This window comes from Halopseudomonas salina (genome assembly GCF_008641105.1).
Genome location: NZ_VTTI01000003.1, coordinates 57,414 through 79,854 on the forward strand (window position 1 = coordinate 57,414; position 22,441 = coordinate 79,854).

The following is a 22,441-nucleotide window of genomic DNA, read 5'->3' on the forward strand; positions in this document are numbered from 1 at the left end:
GCAGGACTCCGGGGAGGATCAGGGGGCGGCCGAAATCACGGCCCGGGGAGATTCGCCAGGCTCAAGCTCGGCTTTGATGCTGATCGCCTGTCCCGGCTGCAGGCGGAAATTGCCATGCGTCACCACGCTCTGACCACCATCAAGACCCTCGACAATCTCAACCAGGCCTGGCTGCCGGAGCCCAGTCTGCACCTGCTGGCGGCGCGCCACGAAACCGTCATCCTGCGCTTCGACAATCATCACGAATTGATCACGCCCCAAGGGCAGCAACGCCTCTTCGGGGATCATGACCGCATCACGCGGGTCACTGCGCAGGTCGACGGTCATCAACATGCCTGGCTTGAGCCGGCCGTCAGCGTTGTCAATCAAGGCCCGCACACGGATAGAACGAGTAACCGGGTCAACCTCGTTATCGAGACTGGCCACTTCACCCCTGAAAGGCTCATCGCCATAGGCACGACTGGTTGCCGCCAATTTCTGACCAGGGGCAATCTGGGCCATCAGCGTCTCCGGAACACTGAAATCGAGCTTCATAACAGAGTCGTCATGCAGTGTTGCGACCTGCATACCCGGGGCCACCAGAGTACCTACACTGACTTGCCGCAGACCAACCACGCTGTCAAAGGGTGCGCGAATCAATCTGTCTGCCAGTCGCGCCTGGACGGCCTGCAGCTGAGCCCGCGCTATATCCACGGTACGAGTGCGATCATCCAGCTCCTGCCGGGACAGTACCCGGCTTTCGACCAGTTGCCTGGCCCGTGCCAATTGACGCTCCGCATCGGCTAGGCTGACTTCGGCCTCCTGCAGTTGGGCGAGTTGCTCACGATTAGTCAGCTCGACCAATACATCGCCTTCCTTGACTCGCTGGCCATCCTCAAAGCGAATGCGTGAGATTGTGGCGGTAATGTTCGCGCTCACCACGGCCGTCTCATTGGCATTGAGTGTTCCAAGCGCCTCGATGGGGTTGGCGATCTGCCGGGTTTCTGCCTTCACCGCTATCACCGGCAAGGGCGCCTGCTGGGCAAAACCGGCCATAGACCAGACGCTGGTCAGAATCGCCAGCACTGTCTGTCTGAGAGTCAACATCCTGTATTTCCTGTCTTAATTGAGTTGCCTGGAGTTTTCGTCTGCGCTTGAACTATTTATCCATGCTCTCGGCTAGAAAACGATGCATTGCGCCGAATGCACGCTCTGCTACAACGGGATTGTACTCGGCCTTGCCAGGCATCTTTGCAGTGGGGTCTGTAAAGGAATGCACTGCACCGCCGTAGCTGTTCAACTGCCAGTCCACGCCAGCATTGCGCATTTCCTCCTGGAAAGCCTGTACCTGCTCTTGCGGCACATAGGGATCATCAGCGCCATGCAGGACCAGCACCGGGGTACGTATAGCCTTGGCATTCTCGGGGTCGGGGGTATCCAGGTTTCCATGGAACGAAACCACACCCTGCACTGGTGTGCCTGAGCGCGCCAACTCCAGTACCGTGCCTCCGCCAAAGCAGAAACCGATCGCCGCGATATTGTCCACATCCAGCGAGACTCCATCTGCCTGAGCCTTGAACACATCCAGAGCAGCATTGACCCGATCACGCATCATTGCCCGGTCAGCCCGAACACTACCGGCAGCCTTTCCGGCCTCATCGGCATTTTGCGGTCGAATGTCTTTGCCGTACATATCGGCAACAAAGACTATGTATTCACTGCCACCCACACGCTGGGCTTTCTCTACGGCGCCTTCGGTCACGCCCATCCAGTTGGGTACCATGAGCAAACCCGGACGTTTGTCATCTACCGAGTCGTCATACACCAGCATACCCTCGTAAGCCTGACCACCGATTTCATAGGCGACAGGCGTGGACACCATTTCGGCGTTGGCGTGTGCTGCCATACCTGCGGCAGAAGCAATCATTAGCGTGCTGAGCGTCTTTTTCATCGGTCAGTTCCTTGGACGGAATATAAGCATCGCAAGAGGATAGCCTGTGAAGGCCGACTGATGGAGGTTTTCACATAATGTCGAAAACTATTTGTTATCCGTCCAGACAGCAAAAAACCCCGTCTGATGTGATCAGACGGGGTTTTTTGACGAGTGCCAAATGCTATTTGCTGAGTTCAACCAGCAGCGCATTCAAGCGACGCACGTAGGCGCCGGGATCCTGCAAGCTCTCTCCGGCAGCAAGAGCTGCCTGGTCAAACAGGATGTGGCTGAGATCGCCAAAGCGCGCCTCATCCTGCTCCTGATCGAGCTTCTCCAACAGCGGGTGCGCCGGATTGATTTCCATGATCGGCTTGCTCTCGGGCGCTTTCTGGCCAGTCGCTTCGAGTATCTTGCGCATCTGCAGGCCCATGCCGTCTTCAGTGACCACCAGAACAGCCGGAGAGTCAGTCAGACGATGGGAGACCTTGACGTCATCAACGCTGTCCTTGAGCACATCCTTGATACGCTGGACCAGATCGGCCTTGGCCTTGGCGGCCTCTTCCTGAGCCTGCTTGTCTTCTTCGGCATCCAGCTTGCCCAGATCCAGGTCGCCACGGGCAATGTCGACAAACTCCTTGCCACTGTACTCGTTGAGATGACTCATCAACCACTCGTCGATGCGGTCAGTCAGGAGCAGCACTTCGATACCCTTTTTGCGGAAGATCTCCAGGTGCGGGCTGTTCTTCACCTGATTGTAGCGCTCTCCGGTCAGGTAGTAGATCTTGTCCTGGCCTTCCTGCATCCGCTCAATATATGCATCCAGGCTGACGACTTCGGAGTCATCGTTCTGCTGCGTCGAGGCGAAGCGCAACAAGCCGGCGATTTTCTCGCGGTTGGAATAGTCCTCAGCCGGGCCTTCCTTCATCACACTGCCGAAGTTCTTCCAGAAAGTGGCGTACTGCTCAGGCTCTTTCTTGGCCAACTTCTCAAGCATGTCGAGTACACGCTTGGTCAGCGCCGACTTCATACTGTCGATGGCCGGATCCTTCTGCAGAATCTCCCGCGATACGTTCAGTGACAGGTCGTTGGAGTCGACAACGCCCTTGATGAAGCGCAGATACAGGGGCAGAAACTGCTCTGCTTCATCCATGATGAAGACACGCTGAACATACAACTTCAGACCGCGGGGCGCTTCACGCTGGTACAGGTCAAAGGGCGCGCGGGCAGGTACATACAGCAGGCTGGTGTACTCCAGCTTGCCTTCGACCTTGTTGTGGCTCCAGCTCAGCGGATTCTCGAAGTCGTGGGCTACGTGCTTGTAGAACTCCTGGTACTCGTCATCCTTGATTTCGGTGCGCGGACGGGTCCAGAGCGCACTGGCACGGTTGACGGTTTCCCATTCCAGCTCGGCCGGTTGGCTCTCGTCCTCACCCTGTTTCTGCTTGGGCAATTCAATCGGCAGGGAGATATGATCGGAGTATTTCTTGACCACATTACGCAAACGGAAACCATCGGCGAATTCGGACTCGGCCGACTTGAGGTGCAGCACAATACGGGTACCGCGTTCGGCTTTCTCTACGGTCTCGATGGTGAACTCGCCCTCACCCGCCGACTCCCAGCGCACGCCCTGGGTCTTGTCGGCACCGGCACGGCGGGTAAAGACTTCAACCTTGTCGGCAACGATAAAGGCACTGTAGAAACCCACACCGAACTGACCAATCAGACTGGCATCTTTCTTCTGGTCACCGGTGAGCTGCTGCATGAACGCAGCGGTGCCCGACTTGGCAATGGTACCCAGATTTTCGATGACTTCGTCACGGGACATGCCGATGCCGTTATCTTCGATTGTCAGCGTATTGGCCGTTTCATCAGAACTGATCCGGATAACGGTGTCTGGCTGTTCTTCGAGCAACTCCGGCTTGGCAATGGCTTCAAAACGCAGTTTGTCCGAAGCGTCGGACGCATTGGAAATCAGCTCCCGGAGAAAAATCTCCTTGTTCGAATACATCGAGTGGATCATCAGATGCAGCAGCTGCTTGACCTCGGTCTGAAATCCAAGCGTTTCCTTCTGGGCTTCCACAGTCATCTTTGGTTGTCTCCCTATAGATCGATTAGAAACCTTACTGGCAAGGCTTCAGGCAAAACGCGCGACGGCAGGGTCGCGCCGATGTGCCTTTAATGGGGACATTGGCGAGGATTTCAAGGTCGGGGCGACTATCGGGAGGATCTGTACTGAACTTGTAATTGGGCAACATCCGTCGGGCGAAAATGATAATCCACCTGGTTGGCGCCACTGTTCTGCGCCAGCACTATCCGTCGGTCATCGCTGACCGCCTTCAAACGCCCTTCGTAGCGACGTCCAGCCTGGGTAGTCAGCCGCAGTTGCTGACCAATGAAGAATTCTGGCTCATCCAGCACCGCCAGTACGCTGACATCCTGCCATTGCGGGCTGTTCTGCACATCCTGAAGCGGCCGCGTAATGGTCAATTCGGGCTGTGAAGCGGGCGCTGGAACCGCTGCAGGCTGCTGCAGACGAGCTAACCAGTCGGGTGTTGCGGTCAGCCTGGCCTCGCCGTTGAGCAGCGTAGCGGGCTTGGTAGGAAGGTGCAGACGTAACCCTAATTGCACTGCTTCTCCAGGCAGAGGTATCAAGTCCAGGCTCAGGGTGTAATCCTCGGTAACCCTGAGCAGGCCCGGCTGGGTCAACGCGCCTGTATGCCACTGCAGCAGTAGTTCGGGCCAGGGGCCTGTATCCCCCGGTAAGCGATCGATGGTTCGCAGACCGGCCTGAAGCGTGGCAGGGTCGAAGCGCACTGTCAGCGCACGACGTATGCGCTGTGGCGGGCCTTCTTCCATGATCAGGTCATTGCCGCGCCAGAAGATCCGTTCGGGGTTGAAAGGCTGGCCCATCAACTCCCCCTCGATACCTGCGCCTTTATTGGTCGGCGTCGCCCACTCGCCTGCCAGCAACTGAGCGAAGCGCTCCGGTTGCTCGCGCTGCAACAAGGCAGCGCCAGCAAGAACCAGTAGCAGCCCCGATAACATGAGCAACCGCGGCGTACGCGCATATCCACGGCCACGCATGATCAATGTTAGCGGAGCGGCCAGTATTGCCAGCAAAAGGCGACCAATGGGGAGCTTTCTGGCAGCCACCGCCACCCATAGCCAGCCAAGCACTATCAAGAGAAGACCGCTGATGATCAACAAGGCTGGCATGAATACGTGACGCTCCGGACCAGAAATTCGAAGACCAGCTACCCGGTCAACCCAGTTTGAAATGCGCCCTTGCAGTCGCAATGGGCTCACTCGATCGGGTTTGCCAAGCCGTTATCGCCACATTACCCACTCGCCGCCCCTGACGCCATACCTGGCAGGTGGCATAAGTGTCCTTGAACAGTCCTGCACGCAGATAATCAATTGAAAAATCAATAATCTTGGGGAAAACAGAACTGTTCATCGCAATCATCAGGTGCAGCATGGCCGACTGCTCCATGAAACCCGCAATTACTCCACCATGCAGCGCAGGCAAGACCGGGTTACCGATATTGTCCTTGCTGATCGGCAGATGAAAAATCACTTCCTCACCGAGGTGCTTGAGCTCCAGGCCAATCATCCGCGCATAGGGAATGGCTTCGATCAAGGGTGCGTAGTCGCCAGAATCATGTCCTTCACGCATCAACTGTTCTATGTGAACCGGCTGGTCGCTCATACCTTTTCTCCATCGATGCTGCGAGCCAGCGTTCCGTCGGAGGCCGGTCTACCCATGCGCATAAAGGTGCCTACCACGTGAGCAATCGGCTGTTCGCGGTCGTCCTGATAAGCTATGCCACGAGTAAAAATAACGGTTGGGCTGAGTCGATAGCACTCTGCAAAGCCGAATATATCCTTTCCCGGCTCAGCCGGATGCATGTAGTCAATGCGCAGATCAAGCGTCGGGCAAATCTCGAAGTCGGGCAAAAAACACACGGTCGAAATCCCGCAACAGGTATCCATGAGGGTAGTAATCGCACCCCCGTGGACAACACCGGTAACGGGATTGCCAATGATCGAGTCGCTATACGGCAACTTGAGAACAAGGCCTTTCTCATCGGCATGTTCGACACTCATACCCAGCAATTGGCAATGCCGCAGTACCGACAGGAAGTTTTGGCAACGTTTTTCGATATCAGTCATCCGGATTCTCAATCTGAGCACAGGGAATGGGCGGCATAGTACCCATAACGCAGCATAGACTCCAGCGCGGGGAATCTTTGTAGCCGCCATACCGCAACGGAACTATTCCCTGACATATGTGACTAATAGTTGGAATAAATTGGAGATTGAGGGGGTACGCGCATAATCGACCCCGCTTCACTCGCTAGCACAGGGGAAAGCCAGGGCTACCAGGCCTTCTCACGCATATGAGGGAGACACTGTAGCTCACAGACTGTACCCCCCAAACCAGAGGTGTGAAATCAATATCACACATTCAAATCAAGGAGATTGTAATGAAGAAGATAGCCATGACAGCGGTTTTGTTGGCGAGCTTGGGTTTACTGGCCGCGTGCGAACAGGAGCCCGAAGACAAGATGGAATCAGCCGCAGACTCAATGGGTGATGCCGCTGAAGAAGCCGGCGAAGCCATTGAACTCAAGGCCCGCGAGGCTACGGGGAATGAGCGTACCACTGGCGAGAAAATGGAAGACGGCATGGAAGACGCTGGCGAGGAAATGGGCGAAGCCTACGATGATGCAGTGAACTGATCACACCTATGACCTTGCGAGGTCACGACCGATCAGGATGCCCGCAGACCTGATCCGCGTTTTTACAGCTTGCACTCTGACGCTGTAGGAGGCGCGCCTGCACTGGCGCGCCTCTCGTCTATGTATCAGCCTTGATTTTTTTTCACGCTTTCGTTGCGTTGCGATTCTTGGCTCTGCCTGCGTTTAGTCCACTTTGTCCTGCTGCAGCAAGCCACCCGTTGGGCTGTACATCATTGCCGCAAGTATCCGCGAATGAAACTCCCGCTTGTATAACACCCATACAACGCCCGCACTGGTGAGCATGAATAGTAGCGGATTGATAAACCAGGTGAGGCCAGCCAAGGCAAAATAGTAGGCCCTTAACCCCAGGTTGAACTCGTTCCCTGCCATCGAAAGAACTGTGGCCGCTCTCGCTGCATAGGCCTTGCGCTCTATCTCGGATACCTGCTTTTCTCCTACCAGAGGCGCCGATCCAAGCAACACCGAGGCAAAGTTGTATTGGCGCATTCCCCACGAGAAGGTAAAAAAGGCATAGACGAAGATGCCTAGCATAACCAGTAGCTTCATCTCGGACATCTGTCGACTGACGTTGGCAACAAAGGGGATATCATGGAGCAGATTCTGAGCCCGATCAGTAGCCCCCATTACCGTAATAATGCCGGCAAGGATTAGTAGGGTACTGGAAGCAAAGAACGCCGTGTTGCGCTCCAGGTTGCCGATTACGCTGGCATCGGCAATGCGCTGCTCACGCATCAACAGCCGTGACATCCAGTCCTGGCGATAAAGATGCAGGACGCTGGCAAGGCAAGCCGTATCCCGGGCCCTGTGACGCGCATAATGGGTATAGCCCACCCAGCACAGCAGAAACCAGACAAAAGCAAGCATGTTGAGCCATGTAGAGCCGGCATCAGGCAGGGAAAGTTGCGAAAGCATTCAGGCACCTTTTCAGAACCAAAGTTATCAGCACGGTACAATAGATTCGCATACCGTGTTTAGCAGTATAGCCAGCATCGCTTGTTCCGGCAGCAGACACAAAAAACCCTGCCGAAGCAGGGTTTCTATTGGACAGCCAGTGAAGCGTTACTTCAGTGGCCAGCCAGTCAGCTCAGCCAGAGCCGAACCGATGTCTGCCAGCGAACGTACGGTTTTGACACCGGCGTCTTCCAGTGCAGCGAACTTCTCGTCCGCAGTACCCTTGCCACCGGAAATGATCGCACCAGCGTGACCCATACGCTTGCCCGCAGGCGCGGTAACACCAGCAATGTAGGACACAACCGGCTTGGTCACGTTGGCCTTGATGTAGGCCGCTGCTTCTTCTTCCGCGCTACCACCGATCTCGCCGATCATGACGATCGCTTCGGTCTTCGGATCGTCCTGGAACATCTGCAGGATATCGATGAAGTTGGAACCCGGAATCGGGTCACCACCGATGCCTACGCAGGTAGACTGACCAAAACCGGAATCAGTGGTCTGCTTGACCGCTTCATAGGTCAGGGTGCCGGAGCGGGAAACGATACCCACCTTGCCAGGCTGGTGAATGTGACCGGGCATGATGCCGATCTTGCATTCGCCGGGGGTGATAACACCCGGGCAGTTGGGGCCGATCAGGCGCACACCCAGCTGATCACAGACGACCTTGCAGTCGAGCATGTCCAGAGTCGGGATGCCTTCGGTGATGCACACGATCAGTTGGATGCCGCCATTGGCCGCTTCCAGGATCGAGTCCTTGCAGAACGGAGCCGGTACATAGATCACGCTGGCGGTGGCGCCAGTCTGCTCGACTGCTTCACGCACGGTGTTGAATACCGGCAGGCCCAGGTGAGTGGTACCACCCTTGCCCGGCGTTACGCCGCCAACCATCTTGGTGCCGTACTCGATCGCTTGCTCAGAGTGGAAAGTACCCTGTGCGCCAGTAAAGCCCTGGCAGATAACCTTGGTGTCTTTGTTGATCAGGATGCTCATTATTTACCCTCCGCGGCCTTGACGACTTGCTGGGCAGCGTCGGTCAGACTGGTTGCTGCGATGATGTTCAGACCACTTTCCTTCAGTACCTTGGCGCCCAGTTCAGCGTTGTTGCCTTCCAGACGGACGACGACAGGTACCTTTACACCGACTTCCTTCACCGCGCCGATGATGCCTTCGGCAATCATGTCGCAACGAACGATGCCGCCAAAAATGTTGACCAGAACGGCCTTCACATTGGTATCGGAAAGAATGATCTTGAAGGCCTCGGTCACGCGCTCTTTGGTCGCGCCGCCGCCCACATCCAGGAAGTTGGCCGGCTTGCCGCCGTGGTGATTGACGATGTCCATGGTGCCCATGGCCAGACCAGCACCGTTGACCATGCAGCCAATGTTACCTTCCAGCGCAACATAGTTGAGCTCGAACTTGGCCGCGTGGGCTTCACGCGGATCGTCCTGGGACGGATCATGCATAGCGCGCAGCTTGGGCTGACGGTACATGGCGTTGCCATCGATACCCAGCTTCGCATCCAGACAATGCAGATTACCGTCTTCCTTGATCACCAGCGGGTTGATTTCCAGCAGAGCCAGATCGTAGTCGGCAAACAGATTGCCAAGACCAACGAAGATCTGGGTAAACTGCTTGATCTGGTCGCCCTTCAGGCCCAACTGGAATGCCAGATCGCGGCCCTGGTAAGGCTGCGGACCGACCAGGGGATCAACGATCGCCTTGATGATTTTCTCAGGGGTCTCTTCCGCCACCTTCTCGATTTCCACGCCACCTTCAGTAGACGCCATGAAAACGATACGACGGCTGGAGCGGTCGACGACCGCCCCCAGGTACAGCTCCTGGGCGATATCGGTGCAGGACTCAACCAGGATCTTCGCGACCGGCTGACCACTGGCATCAGTCTGATAGGTCACCAGACGCTGACCAAGCCATTTTTCGGCGAATGCCTTGGCTTCCTCTTTGCTCTTGATCAGCTTGACGCCACCAGCTTTACCGCGGCCGCCAGCGTGAACCTGGGCTTTTACAACCCACATGTCACCGCCGATCTTGTCGCAGGCTTCAGCTGCTTCTTCGGGAGTGTCTACTGCAAAGCCTTTTGAAACAGGAAGGCCGTACTCAGCGAACAGCTGCTTCCCCTGATATTCGTGAAGATTCATGCGTATCTACCGTTTTGATCGTGTAGGACTTGCGTTCATAACGCGGGACTACCACCGGAAACAATCCGGTCGCCTGCCTGCATTACCCTTATCACCGGTATGGGGGCTCTGAACAGTTGCCTGGGTCGTGGAATCGCGCCGTTGCGTCCGAAACTACCCGCGCCCTGTTCAGAACCGCCACTGGTGACCAGACCGATTACTCGGTCGGTTTTGCCGCTTCGAAATAATGTCCGGGGGACTGACAGGTACAAAGCAGACCTGCCAGTCACGGGGACGCTATATTACCGCTTCTTACGGTTGGCGACATGTATTGCGTGACCATTCACCGCCAGCGCTGCTTCATGCAGAGCTTCGGAAACGGTCGGATGCGAGAACACCATCATGCCCAGATCTTCGGCACTGGTGCCGAACTCCATGCCGATTGCGCCTTGCTGAACCAGTTCGGCTGCGCCGGGACCGATAACGTGTACGCCAAGTACCCGATCGGTCTTGGCATCGGCAATCACCTTGACCATACCGCCGGTCTCGTTGGCTGCGACCGCTCGGCCGTTGGCGGCAAAGGGGAAGACACCGACATTGACTTCAACGCCTTCAGCCTTGAGCTGCTGCTCGTTCTTGCCGACCCAGGCGATTTCCGGATGGGTATAGACAACGGCAGGTACCAGATCGTAGTTCATCGCGGTCTTGTGACCGGCGATACGCTCGGCGACCATGACGCCCTCTTCCGAAGCCTTGTGCGCGAGCATCGAGCCACGTACTACGTCACCAACGGCATATACGCCCGGGACGCTGGTAGTGCAGTAATCGTCAACGAAGATTACGCCACGCTCGTCCATGTCCACGCCCGTGTCGGCTGCCAGCAGATTCTCGGTATAGGCGCGACGACCTACAGCGACAATCAGCTTGTCAAAGGTCAGCTGTTGCTCGCCTTCGGAATCAGTAAAGGACACAGTTACCTGCTTGCGCTTGACCTCGGTACCGGTTACCCGGGCACCCAGGCGCACCTGCAAACCCTGTTTGGTAAAGGTCTTGAAGGCTTCCTTGGCGATCTGATCATCCGCAGCGACCATGAACTTGTCCAGGGCTTCGAATATCACGACCTCGGCACCCAGGCGACGCCAGACCGAGCCCAGCTCCATCCCAATGATACCTGCGCCGATCACGCCGAGTTTCTTCGGCACGCTGGTGAACTCTAGAGCACCAGTGGAATCTACGATGATGTCGTCGGTCAGGGGCGCAGGGGGAATATCGATCGGGCGTGAACCAGACGCCAGAATCACGTTCTCGGCTTCGTACACAGTGGTTTTGCCTTCGGCATCGGTCACTTCGACCTTCTTGCCTGCCAGCAGCTTACCGTGCCCTTCGATGCTGGTTACACCGTTGGCCTTGAACAGCGCGCTAACACCACCGGTAAACTGTTTGACGATCTTGTCCTTGCGCTCGATCATCGTCTTGATGTCGATGCTCAGGCCCTTGGTCTCGATACCGTGAATCTTGAAGCCTTCCTGGGCCTCATGGAATTTCCAGGAGCTGTCCAGCAGAGCCTTGGAGGGTATGCAACCCACGTTCAGACAGGTTCCACCGAGTGCCTGCTTGCCATCCTTTCCTACGTATTTTTCGATACAGGCGGTCTTGAGACCAAGCTGGGCGGCGCGAATAGCGGCAACATAGCCGCCAGGGCCTGCTCCGATGACGATCACATCGTATTTATCACTCATAACCCAATTCCTCTGTTTGCAGCTGTTAGGGTGTCGCTGCCCCAACGCTCGTGACGTTCAGGGGCAGCTCGCCGCGTGCCGTTTGAAGCGTGCAGCTGTTAAATCAGATATCCAGCAGCAAGCGGGCCGGATCTTCCAGCAGTTCCTTGATCGCTACGAGGAAGCTCACCGCTTCCTTGCCGTCAATCAGACGATGATCATAGGACAAGGCCAGATACATCATGGGCAGGATCACGACCTGCCCCTTCTCGGCCATAGGACGCTCTTGAATCTTGTGCATGCCCAGAATGGCCGCCTGGGGCGGATTAACGATGGGTGATGAGAGCAGGGAGCCGAATACGCCACCGTTGGAAATGGTGAAAGTACCGCCGGTCATATCTTCCATCGACAGCTTGCCATCCTTCGCCTTGCGGCCGAAGTCGGCAATGGTGCCTTCAATAGTCGCAAGACTCATGTATTCGGTATTGCGCAGGATCGGCACAACCAGACCGCGATCGCTGGATACAGCCACGCCGATGTCCTGGTATCCATGGTACACAACATCGCCGCCATCGATTGACGCGTTGACAGCTGGATAGCGCTTGAGCGCCTCGGTAGCGGCCTTGACGAAGAAAGACATGAAGCCCAGGCGGACGCCATTGTGCTTCTTCTCGAACAGTTCCTTGTACTTGCTGCGCAAGTCCATGATTGGCTTCATGTTGACTTCGTTGAACGTGGTCAGCATGGCCATGCTCGATTGGGCATCAACCAGGCGCTCAGCGATACGGGCACGCAAACGGGTCATGGGTACGCGCTTCTCGACACGATCACCTTCAGCCAACGCCGCATTGTCAACAGCGCCGGCCTTGGCGGCAGGCTTGGCAGCCTCGGCAGGTGCCTTGGCCGGTGCGTTCTTCTTCGCCTCCACCGCGTTCATCACGTCTTCCTTGGTGACGCGACCACCCTTGCCAGTGCCTTCGATATCAGCTGGAGCCAGGCCGTTTTCCTCTGCAATCTTGCGCGCAGCAGGCGACAGCATCGGCTCTTCGCCACTTGGCTTGGCATCCTGCGCTGCTGATTTCTCTGCATCGGCAGGCTGACTGGCCGCCTTAGGCTCTTCCTTGGCCGACTCTTTCGGAGTAGCACTGGCGCCGTCATTCAACGAGCCCAGCAGCTCTCCGCTGAGCACGGTTTCGCCCTCGCCCTTGACGATATCGCCGAGTACGCCATCAGCCTCGGCCAAAACTTCCATCACAACCTTGTCAGTTTCGATGTCGACGATCAGCTCATCGCGCTTGACCGCGTCGCCAGGTTGCTTGTGCCAGGTTGCTACGGTGCCGTCGGCAACCGATTCGGGAAAAGTGGGGGCCTTGATTTCAATAGCCATTGTCGATCCTTAAATTAATTCTCTGTTATCTGCCAGATGCTCAAGCGGTAAGCGCGTCTTGCAATAGTTTTTCCTGCTGTTCGGCATGCAGGGACGGGTAACCACAAGCAGGTGATGCAGAGGCTTCACGTCCAGCGTAGTCGAGATACAAATTCTTGACCTTATGTTGGGCAACCACCCGACGCATATGGTGCTGGCTGCAGTACCAGGCACCCTGGTTCATCGGCTCTTCCTGACACCAGACGACTTTTTTCAATGCCTTGTAAGGTGCCAGCACTTCAGCAAGATCGTCTTCCGGGAACGGGTACAGCTGCTCGATACGAATAATTGCAGCATCTTCCAAACCATCCTTGCGACGCTTCTCGAGCAAATCGTAATACACCTTGCCACTGCACAGGATGACGCGCTCGACCTTCTTGGGATCCAGGCTGTCGTACTCTGGAATTACCGTCTGGAAGGAGCCATCTGCAAGATCTTCGAGGCTGGATACGGCCAACTTGTGACGCAGAAGCGACTTTGGCGTAAGAGCAATGAGCGGCTTGCGCAGCGGGCGTATCACCTGACGGCGCAGCATGTGGTAGACCTGTGCCGGCGTGGAGGGTACGCATACCTGGATATTGTGCTCGGCGCTAAGTTGCAGAAAGCGCTCAAGACGGGCAGAAGAGTGTTCTGGCCCCTGCCCCTCATAACCGTGTGGCAACAGCATGGTCAGGCCACACAGACGGCCCCACTTGTGCTCGCCACTGGTAATGAACTGGTCGATCACCACCTGGGCGCCATTGGCAAAGTCACCGAACTGGGCTTCCCACAACACCAGCGCATTAGGCGTGGTGGTCGCGTAGCCGTATTCGAATGCCAATACAGCTTCTTCCGATAGCAGGGAGTCGTAGATATCCAGACGCGGCTGGTTCTCTGCCAGGTTGGCCAGCGGAATGTAGGTGGATCCATCCTTCTGGTTATGCAGAACCGCATGGCGGTGCGAGAAGGTACCGCGGCCCACGTCCTGGCCGGTGATACGCACCGGATGGCCTTCATGCAACAGCGTCGCGTAGGCCATTGTCTCGGCAAAGCCCCAGTTCAGCGGCAAAGCGCCGGCAGCCATCTTGCGGCGATCCTCGACGATCTTGCCGACCTGGCGCTGGATAACCAGGCCATCGGGCAGATCATTAAGACGGTTCGCAAGATCCTGCAAAGTCTTCAGATCGGTGCGCGTATCGTGGCGTGCTGTCCAGGTATGGCCAAGGTAAGGAGCCCAGTCTACGAACGAACTGGTATCGGGTTCCTTGACCAGGCTCTTGACCACGTGGTCACCGTTATCCAGAGCTGTCCGGTATTCCTCTACCTGCCCTTGCACCTCATCGGAACTGAGGGTCCCCTCGTTCACCAGACGTTCGGCATAGATCTCACGAGTGGTTGGATGCTTGGTAATCTTGTCATACATCAGCGGCTGGGTGCCGGAAGGCTCGTCAGCTTCGTTGTGGCCACGACGGCGATAGCAAACCAGGTCGATCACCACATCACGCTTGAACTGCATGCGATAGTCGACCGCCAGCTGAGTCACAAACAATACTGCTTCCGGATCATCGCCGTTGACGTGGAAAATCGGCGCCTGAATCATCTTGGCAACGTCAGTGCAGTATTCAGTGGAGCGCGCATCATCCTGGCGGCTGGTCGTGAAGCCTACCTGGTTGTTGATGATGATATGAATAGTGCCGCCGGTCTTGAACGCGCGGGTCTGGGACATCTGGAATGTCTCCATGACCACACCCTGTCCGGCAAAGGCCGCATCGCCATGGATGCTGATGGGTACGACGCGATCACCGGAGCCGTCGCGGCGACGGTCCTGTCGGGCACGCACCGAACCTTCGACCACCGGAGATACGATCTCCAGGTGCGAAGGATTGAATGCCAGCGCCAGGTGCGTCTCCCCACCGGAAGTCATCACGTTGGATGAGAAACCCTGGTGGTATTTGACATCGCCCGAGCTCAGATCAATCTTCTTTTTCCCCTCGAACTCATCGAACAACTCGCGGGGGTTCTTACCCAGAATATTCACAAGCACGTTCAGACGACCACGGTGGGCCATGCCCAGAACGAGTTCCTGGGTGCCGTAGGAGCCGGAACGCTGAATGATTTCGTCGAGCATCGGGATCAGGCTTTCACCGCCTTCGACACCAAAACGCTTCGTACCCGGAAACTTGGTGCCCAGGTATTTTTCCAGGCCTTCAGCCGCTGTCAGGCGTTCGAGCAGATGCCGCTTGGTAGTGGCTGAGTGCTGAGGTTTGCCTCGCACGCTTTCCAGACGTTGCTGGAACCAGCGGCGCTGATCGGAATCGACAATGTGCATGTATTCTGCACCGAAGGTCGAGCAGTAGGTCGACTTCAGAGCGTCAAGAATTTCCCTGAGGGGCGCTTCTTCCTTGCCAATATGCAACTCACCGGTACGAAAGGACGTGTCCAGATCGGCATCGGTAAGACCATAGTCAGCAAGAGTCAGATCAGCAATTTCATCCCGTTTCCATAAGCCCAAAGGATCCAGGTTGGAACCCTGGTGGCCACGCATACGGAAAGCCTGGATCAGACGCAGTACGTCGACCTGTTTCTTTTCGTGAGCGCTGCTGGTTTGTCCGCCAACCGCTGCGACAGGGCGCCGCTGATGTTTGGCTAGAAGCTGGAAGTGTTCGCGGATCGTGGAATGAGAAACATCAGATCCTGCAAAGCCGTTGGATTGTGGCAACTTTTGAAAATAGCTGCGCCATTCGTCGGCGATGCTGTTCGGATCGTGCAGGTAGAGCTCATAGAGCTCTTCAACATAGGAGGCATTCCCGCCCGACAAATGGGAAGTGCTCCACAGCTGCTGCATTTCGCTGTCTGGCATGCTTGGTCACCCTCTATAAGGGGATACCATCTGGCGCAAAGACCATTAACTGGCAAGAAAACTGCCATCCGTGCAAAACATGCGAAGGCCTGGAGGCGTAATCGCTGCCAATTGACCTGAAATGCCATGTCCTGCGAAACCGGAATATTGCCGGCCCCGACAGATAGTTCGGGTGTTACCCGATAGCCCCTGTTGGTTTAGGTACGCAAACCGCGGCTTTGTGAGCTGCGGTTCGATTAAATTATGACCGGCCTCTTGTAGCAGAGACCGGCCTGGGCCCAACGTTATGCAGACTCTGAAGAATCAGGTACCGCTCTGCAGCAGCATGTTGCGGATGTGGCCGATAGCACGGGTCGGATTCAGACCCTTGGGGCACACATTGACGCAGTTCATGATGCCACGGCAGCGGAACACGCTGAAGGGATCATCCATGGTAGCCAGACGGTCTTCGGTATGGGTGTCGCGGCTGTCCGCCAGAAAGCGATAGGCCTGCAACAGTCCCGCTGGACCGATGAACTTGTCCGGATTCCACCAGAATGAAGGGCAGGAAGTTGAACAGCAAGCACAGAGAATACACTCGTACAAACCATCCAGCTTCTCACGTTCTTCAGGCGACTGCAGGCGCTCGATAGCGGGCGCCGGCGTGTCGTTCTGCAAATACGGCTGAACTTTTTCGTATTGCTTGTAGAAGATGCTCATATCCACTACCAAGTCACGTATGACCGGCAAACCAGGCAATGGACGCAACACCAGCTTGTTGTTTTTAACGACATCAGACAACGGCGTGATACAGGCCAGGCCATTCTTGCCGTTGATATTCATCCCATCAGAGCCACAAACACCCTCACGGCAGGAGCGACGATAGGACATACCCACGTCCTTCTCCTTGACCAGTGCCAGCACGTCAAGGACCATGATGTCCTTGCCGCCAGTGTCGATCTGGAAGTCTTCCATGTAGGGAGCGTTGTCGCTCTCGGGGTTATAACGGTAGACGCTTACTTGCAGCATATCGGTCACCCTTAATAAGTCCGGATCTTAGGTTCAAATGTCGGAACTGTCTTCGGTGTGAAGTTCACCGCCCGCTTTTTCAACTCTTTGGTCGCGGGCATGTACAGGCTGTGACACAGCCAGTTTTCATCATCACGATCCTCATAGTCTTCGCGGGCATGCGCACCCCGGCTTTCTGTGCGCAGGTTGGCAGCAACAGCTGTCGCCTCGGCCACTTCCAGAAGATTTTGCAGTTCCAATGCTTCGATACGCGCAGTATTGAACGCCTGGCTCTTGTCATCGATCTTGACGTTGTTGATCCGCTCGCGCAGATCGGCCAGTTGCTTGATGCCTTTTTCCATGAACTCGCCGGTGCGGAACACACCGAAATAGTTCTGCATGCAGTTTTGCAGCTCTTTACGTAGCGGCGCTACTTCTTCGCCGGTGGTACGACCGTTGAGTGCATCAAGGCGCTTGAGTGATGCCTCGATATCAGACTCGGAAGCGGAGCGATGCTCGATGCCTTCCTTCAGGGCGCTTTCCAGGTGCAGACCCGCAGCACGCCCGAACACCACCAGATCCAGCAGCGAGTTACCGCCCAGACGGTTCGCACCGTGTACCGATACGCAGGCCACTTCACCTACCGCAAACAGACCTTCGATGATCTGGTCCTGGCCGTTGGCGTCCTGTGTGATTGCCTGACCATGAATATTGGTGGGAACGCCACCCATCATGTAATGGCAGGTTGGTACAACGGGGATAGGCGCAGTAACCGGATCCACGTGAGCGAAAGTCTTGGACAGTTCGCAGATACCAGGCAGGCGGCTATGCAGCACTTCTTCACCCAGGTGATCAAGCTTGAGCATCACGTGATCGCCGTCTGGACCGCAACCGTTACCGGCGAGGATTTCCTTGACCATGGAACGGGCAACAACGTCACGACCAGCAAGATCCTTGGCGTTGGGCGCATAACGCTCCATGAAACGCTCACCGTGCTTGTTGATCAGATAACCACCTTCACCACGGCAGCCCTCGGTTACCAGCGTACCGGCACCGGCAATACCAGTGGGGTGGAACTGCCACATCTCGATATCCTGAACCGGGACACCTGCGCGCAGCGCCATACCGATACCGTCGCCGGTATTGATCAGAGCATTGGTGGTGGAGGCATAAATACGTCCCGCGCCACCAGTCGCCAGAACAGTGGCCTTGGCTTTGATATAGGCAGTCTCGCCAGTTTCAATACAGATAGCGACCACACCGACAATCACACCGTCCTGATTCTTGACCAGATCGACCGCATACCATTCGTTCAGGAATGTGGTGTTGTGCTTGACGTTATTCTGATAGAGCGTGTGCAGCAAAGCGTGACCAGTACGGTCGGCGGCAGCACATGTCCGGGCAGCCTGAGTGGGATTGTCCGGCCCCTTGGACTGACCACCAAAGGGGCGCTGATAGATACGACCCTGCTCGGTACGTGAGAACGGAAGCCCCATGTGCTCGAGCTCGAAGACTGCTTCCGGACCTACCGAACACATGTACTCGATTGCGTCCTGGTCACCGATATAGTCGGATCCCTTGACGGTATCGTACATGTGCCAGCGCCAGTCATCATTCGGATCGGCTGAGGCAATAGCACAGGTGATGCCGCCCTGGGCGGAAACCGTGTGCGAGCGGGTCGGGAATACCTTGGTAACCACGGCAGTCTTGTGACCGCCCTGAGCCAGTTGCAATGCAGCGCGCATACCGGCGCCACCGCCACCAATGATGATGGCGTCAAAAGTCAGTGTACGAATGTTAGCCATTTAGATACCCCAAAGAATCTGTACGCCCCAGACGAAGAAGACAAACATCGCAAGCCCGCACACTGCCTGAAATAGGAAGCGCACAGTCGTTGCCCATTTGCCCAATGCCATGGGAGTAAGGTAGTCAGTTGAAATGGTCCACATTCCGACCCAGGCATGAGCGCTAAGGGCCACCAGTGTGAGCAGACTGAAGATGCGCATCCAGTTCTGACTGAACAGACCACGCCACTCTTCATAGCCAAGACCCGGATTGAATACAAGATAACCCAGCAAAAACAGCGTGTAGAGCGCGAGCACTACCGCCGAGACGCGTTGCGCCATCCAGTCATACAGACCACTACGCGACAGGTTGGTGACATTGGTTACCATATCCATACCCCCAGAAGAACAATCACGATGACGGAAATCACAATAACTACCTGCGAGCCGCGCTTGCCGCTCTCCAGGCCCTCACCCACGCCCGCATCCATTACCAGGTGACGAACACCGGCAATCAGATGGTAAAGCAGCGCAGACAACACACCCCAGGTCACCAGTTTGGCGAGAGGGTGTTGAAGGATGGACTGGGCTTGCTCAAATCCGCTTTCGGAATCCAGTGACACATCCAGCAACCACAGCATAAATGCAATGGCGATGAACATGATGATTCCCGAAATACGATGAGCAATCGACGTCCAGGCGGTGACAGGCAGTTTGATTGTCCTGAGATCCAGGTTTACAGGTCTTTTGCTATTCACGGCTATATTCACACTCATGGCCCTTTTATAACTCAGGGCTGGATTATAGGAAGGTGCACTATTATGGGTACCCCAGCGGCCTGTTGCATGACTCTCAAGGAGAGCCAATAAGCCACTTTGCCGGTGGTGGAGTATAGAGACTTGACCCCCTGATTACAATGCAACCGCACCCTTGGAAGGCCCTTGTTACAACACTCCCGGCGTTGGGCGCATGTTTCGAGTGCGCAAATAAAACCTTTTTATCCTCCTGATATCCATTCACTATCTGTAGAATTGACAAACCGATTTATCACCTTATAGTGATGCGGGCCCTGCCTAGGGGGGGCGCATCCTTTCGATACCAGCAAACAGGAGGCCGAAATGGCTGACAAGAAGGCGCAGTTGATGATCGAGGGCAATGCCCCAATCGACCTGCCAGTATATTCAGGCACTCTCGGGCCCGATGTTGTGGATGTGCGTGGACTGACCGCCGAAGGGTTCTTCACTTTTGACCCCGGTTTCATGGCTACTTCGTCCTGCGAATCCAAGATTACCTTTATTGATGGTGAGAAAGGTGTGCTGCTACACCGCGGCTACCCCATCGAACAACTGGCTGAAAATGCCGACTTCCTGGAAACCTGTTACCTGCTGCTCAAGGGCGAACTGCCCAACGATGCAGAAAAGGAAGTATTTGTCAGCACCATCAAGAATCACACCATGGTGCACGAGCAGCTCAAGACATTCTTCAATGGCTTTCGCCGCGACGCTCACCCGATGGCCATCATGTGTGGCGTAGTCGGAGCCCTCTCGGCCTTCTATCATGACTCGCTGGACATCAATGATGCGCATCATCGCGAAATCTCCGCGATCCGTCTGATTGCCAAGATGCCCACCCTGGCAGCGATGGTTTACAAGTACTCCATGGGCCAGCCCATGATGTACCCGCGCAACGACCTGTCGTACTCGGAAAACTTCCTGCACATGATGTTCAACACGCCATGTGAGGAAAAGAAGGTTAATCCGATTCTGGCCAAGGCCATGGATCGCATTTTCGTTCTGCACGCCGACCACGAGCAGAATGCTTCGACCTCGACCGTACGCCTGGCCGGCTCCTCCGGTGCCAACCCCTTCGCCTGTATCGCTGCCGGTATCGCGGCACTCTGGGGCCCCGCTCATGGTGGCGCCAACGAAGCAGTTCTGACCATGCTGGACGAAATCGGTGATGTATCGAACATCGAAAAGTTCATCGCCAAGGCTAAGGACAAGGACGATCCGTTCAAGCTGATGGGCTTCGGTCACCGCGTATACAAGAACTTCGATCCGCGCGCCAAGGTCATGAAGGAAACCTGTGACGAGGTGCTGGCCGAGCTGGGCATCAATGATCCGCAGCTGGAGCTGGCCATGAAGCTGGAAGAGATCGCGCGTAACGATCCCTACTTTGTCGAGCGCAACCTGTACCCGAACGTCGACTTCTACTCGGGCATCATCCTCAAGGCCATCGGCATCCCGGCCTCGATGTTCACCGTGATCTTCGCCACCGGCCGCACGCCTGGCTGGATCGCGCACTGGAACGAGATGATCAGCAGCCCCTACAAGATCGGCCGTCCGCGTCAGCTCTACACCGGCGCCACCAAGCGCGACTACCCAAAGAAGTAGGCCGCAGCTAAAAAAACCCGCTCAGGCGGGTTTTTTTAGCTCCAAGCTCCAAGCTCCAAGCTCCAAGCTCCAAGCTCCAAGCTCCAAGCGGCAAGCGGCAAACGGCAAGAAAAAGCATATGTCCGTGGAATAGCCGGGGCTTGCTTTTCTTGAAGCTTGAAGCTTGAGGCTTGCCGCTTGCCGCTGGGATTACCCCGTCTGCGACTCCCACCATCCTATAATACGCAACGCCTCAACCTGCGAATCACCGCAGACCTCTTCATCTGCCTTAAACCCGGAACACACCGCTGGCCGGTCAGGGTGACCGAAGATGCGGCAGCGGTATTGCTCATCCAGCTGAATACAGACGACACCCGCGGGCTTGCCAGCAGGCATACCCGGGATCGGGGAAGTAATCGAGGGCGCAATGCAGCAGGCCCCGCAGCCAGGTCGGCAGAGCATGGACATGAGTCTTACTTTTCCCGATCCAGGCGGGCGATCAAGCTGGAAGTATCCCAACGCCCGCCACCCATCGCCTGCACGTCAGCGTAAAACTGATCAACCAGCGCGGTCACTGGCAGACGTGCGCCGTTATGCCGTGACTCATCGAGCACGATGGAAAGATCCTTGCGCATCCAGTCCACTGCAAAACCGAAATCAAACTCTCCTGCCAACATGGTCTTGTGACGATTTTCCAGCTGCCAGGATTGCGCCGCTCCCTTGCTTATCACTTCCATGGCAGCCTCTCCATCAAGACCAGCACACTGGGCGAAATGCAGCGCTTCGGCGAGGCCCTGCACCAAGCCGGCAATGCATATCTGATTGACCATCTTGGTCAACTGGCCTGAACCGGCAGGCCCCATCAGCTTAAGCATTTTGGCGTAGCTGTTGATCACCGGGCGGGCAAAATCGAACACCGATTCTTCACCCCCTACCATGACCGTCAGCTTGCCGCTCTCGGCGCCCGCCTGCCCGCCGGAAACTGGCGCATCGAGAAACCCCAGACCGCGCTCCCGCGCCAACCCGGCCATCTCTACCGCGACATCTGCAGATGCCGTAGTGTGGTCGACAATCACAGTGCCGCTGCGCGCACCCTGTAAAACGCCCTGCTCCCCCGTCATCACTTCGCGCAGATCATTATCGTTGCCCACACAGAGCATCACGAAGTCCTGCTCGGCAGCCGCTTCGGCGGGGGTCGGAGCAGCTCTACCACCATATTCGGCTACCCAGGCGTCAGCCTTGGAGGCTGTACGATTGTAAACGCAGACCTCATGGCCCGCTCGCTTGAGGTGCCCGGCCATGGGGTAACCCATAACACCGAGCCCGATGAATGCAATGTTGGCCATAAAGCCTCCGGAAATTGCCGCAAGTTTCAGGCCGGAGAAAAGTCACGGCCGCCCCTGCGGGATATTAGGTTGTGTTGCGCATGATAGCAGTCAACAAGAGGGCACCGGCTGTTTTGCTGTTCACTGCAAATGAAATTGCGAAGGTGACATGTCTTGCTAACAATCTGTACGCCAAGGTCGCCCGTTGTTCATATCAACGCCACGATTT

At 56.2% G+C, this 22,441-nt stretch carries 20 protein-coding genes; 2 read left to right on the forward strand and 18 right to left on the reverse strand.

The window, feature by feature from the left end:
• Positions 1-18: 18 nt before the first annotated feature.
• The 6 genes from FZF01_RS05625 to FZF01_RS05650 form a co-directional block, all read right to left on the reverse strand.
• On the reverse strand, positions 19-1,086 hold the full coding sequence (locus FZF01_RS05625) for an efflux RND transporter periplasmic adaptor subunit (protein ID WP_150277178.1): 1,068 nt from the start codon (positions 1,084-1,086) through the stop codon (positions 19-21).
• Positions 1,087-1,138: 52 nt separating this feature from the next.
• Entirely contained in the window at positions 1,139-1,906 is a 768-nt protein-coding gene (locus tag FZF01_RS05630; RefSeq protein ID WP_373286419.1) for a dienelactone hydrolase family protein, read from the reverse strand.
• Positions 1,907-2,093: 187 nt separating this feature from the next.
• The gene (gene htpG, locus FZF01_RS05635) at positions 2,094-3,998 is read right to left on the reverse strand and encodes a molecular chaperone HtpG (RefSeq protein ID WP_150277180.1); all 1,905 of its coding nucleotides are present in this window, start codon (positions 3,996-3,998) and stop codon (positions 2,094-2,096) included.
• 128 nt (positions 3,999-4,126) lie between these two features.
• Positions 4,127-5,128, reverse strand: coding sequence for a hypothetical protein (locus FZF01_RS05640; protein ID WP_150277181.1), 1,002 nt, complete (start codon positions 5,126-5,128; stop codon positions 4,127-4,129).
• Positions 5,129-5,174: 46 nt separating this feature from the next.
• Entirely contained in the window at positions 5,175-5,621 is a 447-nt protein-coding gene (locus FZF01_RS05645) for a PaaI family thioesterase (RefSeq protein WP_150277182.1), read from the reverse strand.
• Positions 5,618-6,085, reverse strand: coding sequence for a PaaI family thioesterase (locus tag FZF01_RS05650; RefSeq protein ID WP_150277183.1), 468 nt, complete (start codon positions 6,083-6,085; stop codon positions 5,618-5,620). The genes FZF01_RS05645 and FZF01_RS05650 overlap by 4 nt, the downstream gene beginning before the upstream one ends.
• A 314-nt stretch (positions 6,086-6,399) precedes the next feature.
• Here FZF01_RS05650 and FZF01_RS05655 point away from each other — a divergent pair, with 314 nt between their 5' ends.
• On the forward strand, positions 6,400-6,654 hold the full coding sequence (locus FZF01_RS05655) for a hypothetical protein (protein ID WP_150277184.1): 255 nt from the start codon (positions 6,400-6,402) through the stop codon (positions 6,652-6,654).
• Between the two features lie 183 nt (positions 6,655-6,837).
• Here the strand turns inward: FZF01_RS05655 and FZF01_RS05660 are convergent, their stop codons facing one another.
• From FZF01_RS05660 to sdhC, 10 genes are all read right to left on the reverse strand, one after another.
• Entirely contained in the window at positions 6,838-7,587 is a 750-nt protein-coding gene (locus FZF01_RS05660) for a DUF599 domain-containing protein (protein ID WP_150277185.1), read from the reverse strand.
• A gap of 147 nt (positions 7,588-7,734) precedes the next feature.
• Positions 7,735-8,616, reverse strand: coding sequence for a succinate--CoA ligase subunit alpha (sucD, locus tag FZF01_RS05665; RefSeq protein ID WP_150277186.1), 882 nt, complete (start codon positions 8,614-8,616; stop codon positions 7,735-7,737).
• The gene (sucC, locus tag FZF01_RS05670) at positions 8,616-9,782 is read right to left on the reverse strand and encodes an ADP-forming succinate--CoA ligase subunit beta (RefSeq protein ID WP_150277187.1); all 1,167 of its coding nucleotides are present in this window, start codon (positions 9,780-9,782) and stop codon (positions 8,616-8,618) included. Before sucC ends, sucD begins: the two co-directional genes overlap by 1 nt.
• A gap of 281 nt (positions 9,783-10,063) precedes the next feature.
• The gene (gene lpdA, locus FZF01_RS05675; RefSeq protein WP_150277188.1) at positions 10,064-11,500 is read right to left on the reverse strand and encodes a dihydrolipoyl dehydrogenase; all 1,437 of its coding nucleotides are present in this window, start codon (positions 11,498-11,500) and stop codon (positions 10,064-10,066) included.
• Positions 11,501-11,603: 103 nt separating this feature from the next.
• Positions 11,604-12,866, reverse strand: a complete 1,263-nt coding sequence (odhB, locus tag FZF01_RS05680) for a 2-oxoglutarate dehydrogenase complex dihydrolipoyllysine-residue succinyltransferase (protein WP_150277189.1) — start codon at positions 12,864-12,866, stop codon at positions 11,604-11,606.
• Positions 12,867-12,906: 40 nt separating this feature from the next.
• Entirely contained in the window at positions 12,907-15,744 is a 2,838-nt protein-coding gene (locus FZF01_RS05685; protein WP_150277190.1) for a 2-oxoglutarate dehydrogenase E1 component, read from the reverse strand.
• Positions 15,745-16,047: 303 nt separating this feature from the next.
• On the reverse strand, positions 16,048-16,752 hold the full coding sequence (locus tag FZF01_RS05690) for a succinate dehydrogenase iron-sulfur subunit (RefSeq protein WP_150277191.1): 705 nt from the start codon (positions 16,750-16,752) through the stop codon (positions 16,048-16,050).
• 11 nt (positions 16,753-16,763) lie between these two features.
• Positions 16,764-18,536, reverse strand: coding sequence for a succinate dehydrogenase flavoprotein subunit (gene sdhA, locus FZF01_RS05695; protein ID WP_150277192.1), 1,773 nt, complete (start codon positions 18,534-18,536; stop codon positions 16,764-16,766).
• Positions 18,537-18,905, reverse strand: a complete 369-nt coding sequence (gene sdhD / locus FZF01_RS05700; RefSeq protein WP_150277193.1) for a succinate dehydrogenase, hydrophobic membrane anchor protein — start codon at positions 18,903-18,905, stop codon at positions 18,537-18,539.
• Positions 18,899-19,273: a succinate dehydrogenase, cytochrome b556 subunit gene (sdhC, locus tag FZF01_RS05705; RefSeq protein ID WP_150277194.1), complete on the reverse strand. Its 375-nt coding sequence runs from the start codon at positions 19,271-19,273 to the stop codon at positions 18,899-18,901. The genes sdhD and sdhC overlap by 7 nt, the downstream gene beginning before the upstream one ends.
• A gap of 360 nt (positions 19,274-19,633) precedes the next feature.
• On the opposite strand from sdhC, the gene gltA reads away from it, so the two are divergent.
• The gene (gltA, locus tag FZF01_RS05710) at positions 19,634-20,908 is read left to right on the forward strand and encodes a citrate synthase (protein WP_150277195.1); all 1,275 of its coding nucleotides are present in this window, start codon (positions 19,634-19,636) and stop codon (positions 20,906-20,908) included.
• A gap of 189 nt (positions 20,909-21,097) precedes the next feature.
• Here the strand turns inward: gltA and FZF01_RS05715 are convergent, their stop codons facing one another.
• A complete protein-coding gene (locus tag FZF01_RS05715; RefSeq protein ID WP_150277479.1) occupies positions 21,098-21,349 on the reverse strand; it encodes a YkgJ family cysteine cluster protein in 252 nt (83 codons plus the stop codon).
• Positions 21,350-21,360: 11 nt separating this feature from the next.
• On the reverse strand, positions 21,361-22,233 hold the full coding sequence (locus tag FZF01_RS05720) for an NAD(P)-dependent oxidoreductase (RefSeq protein WP_150277196.1): 873 nt from the start codon (positions 22,231-22,233) through the stop codon (positions 21,361-21,363).
• Positions 22,234-22,441: the final 208 nt, after the last annotated feature.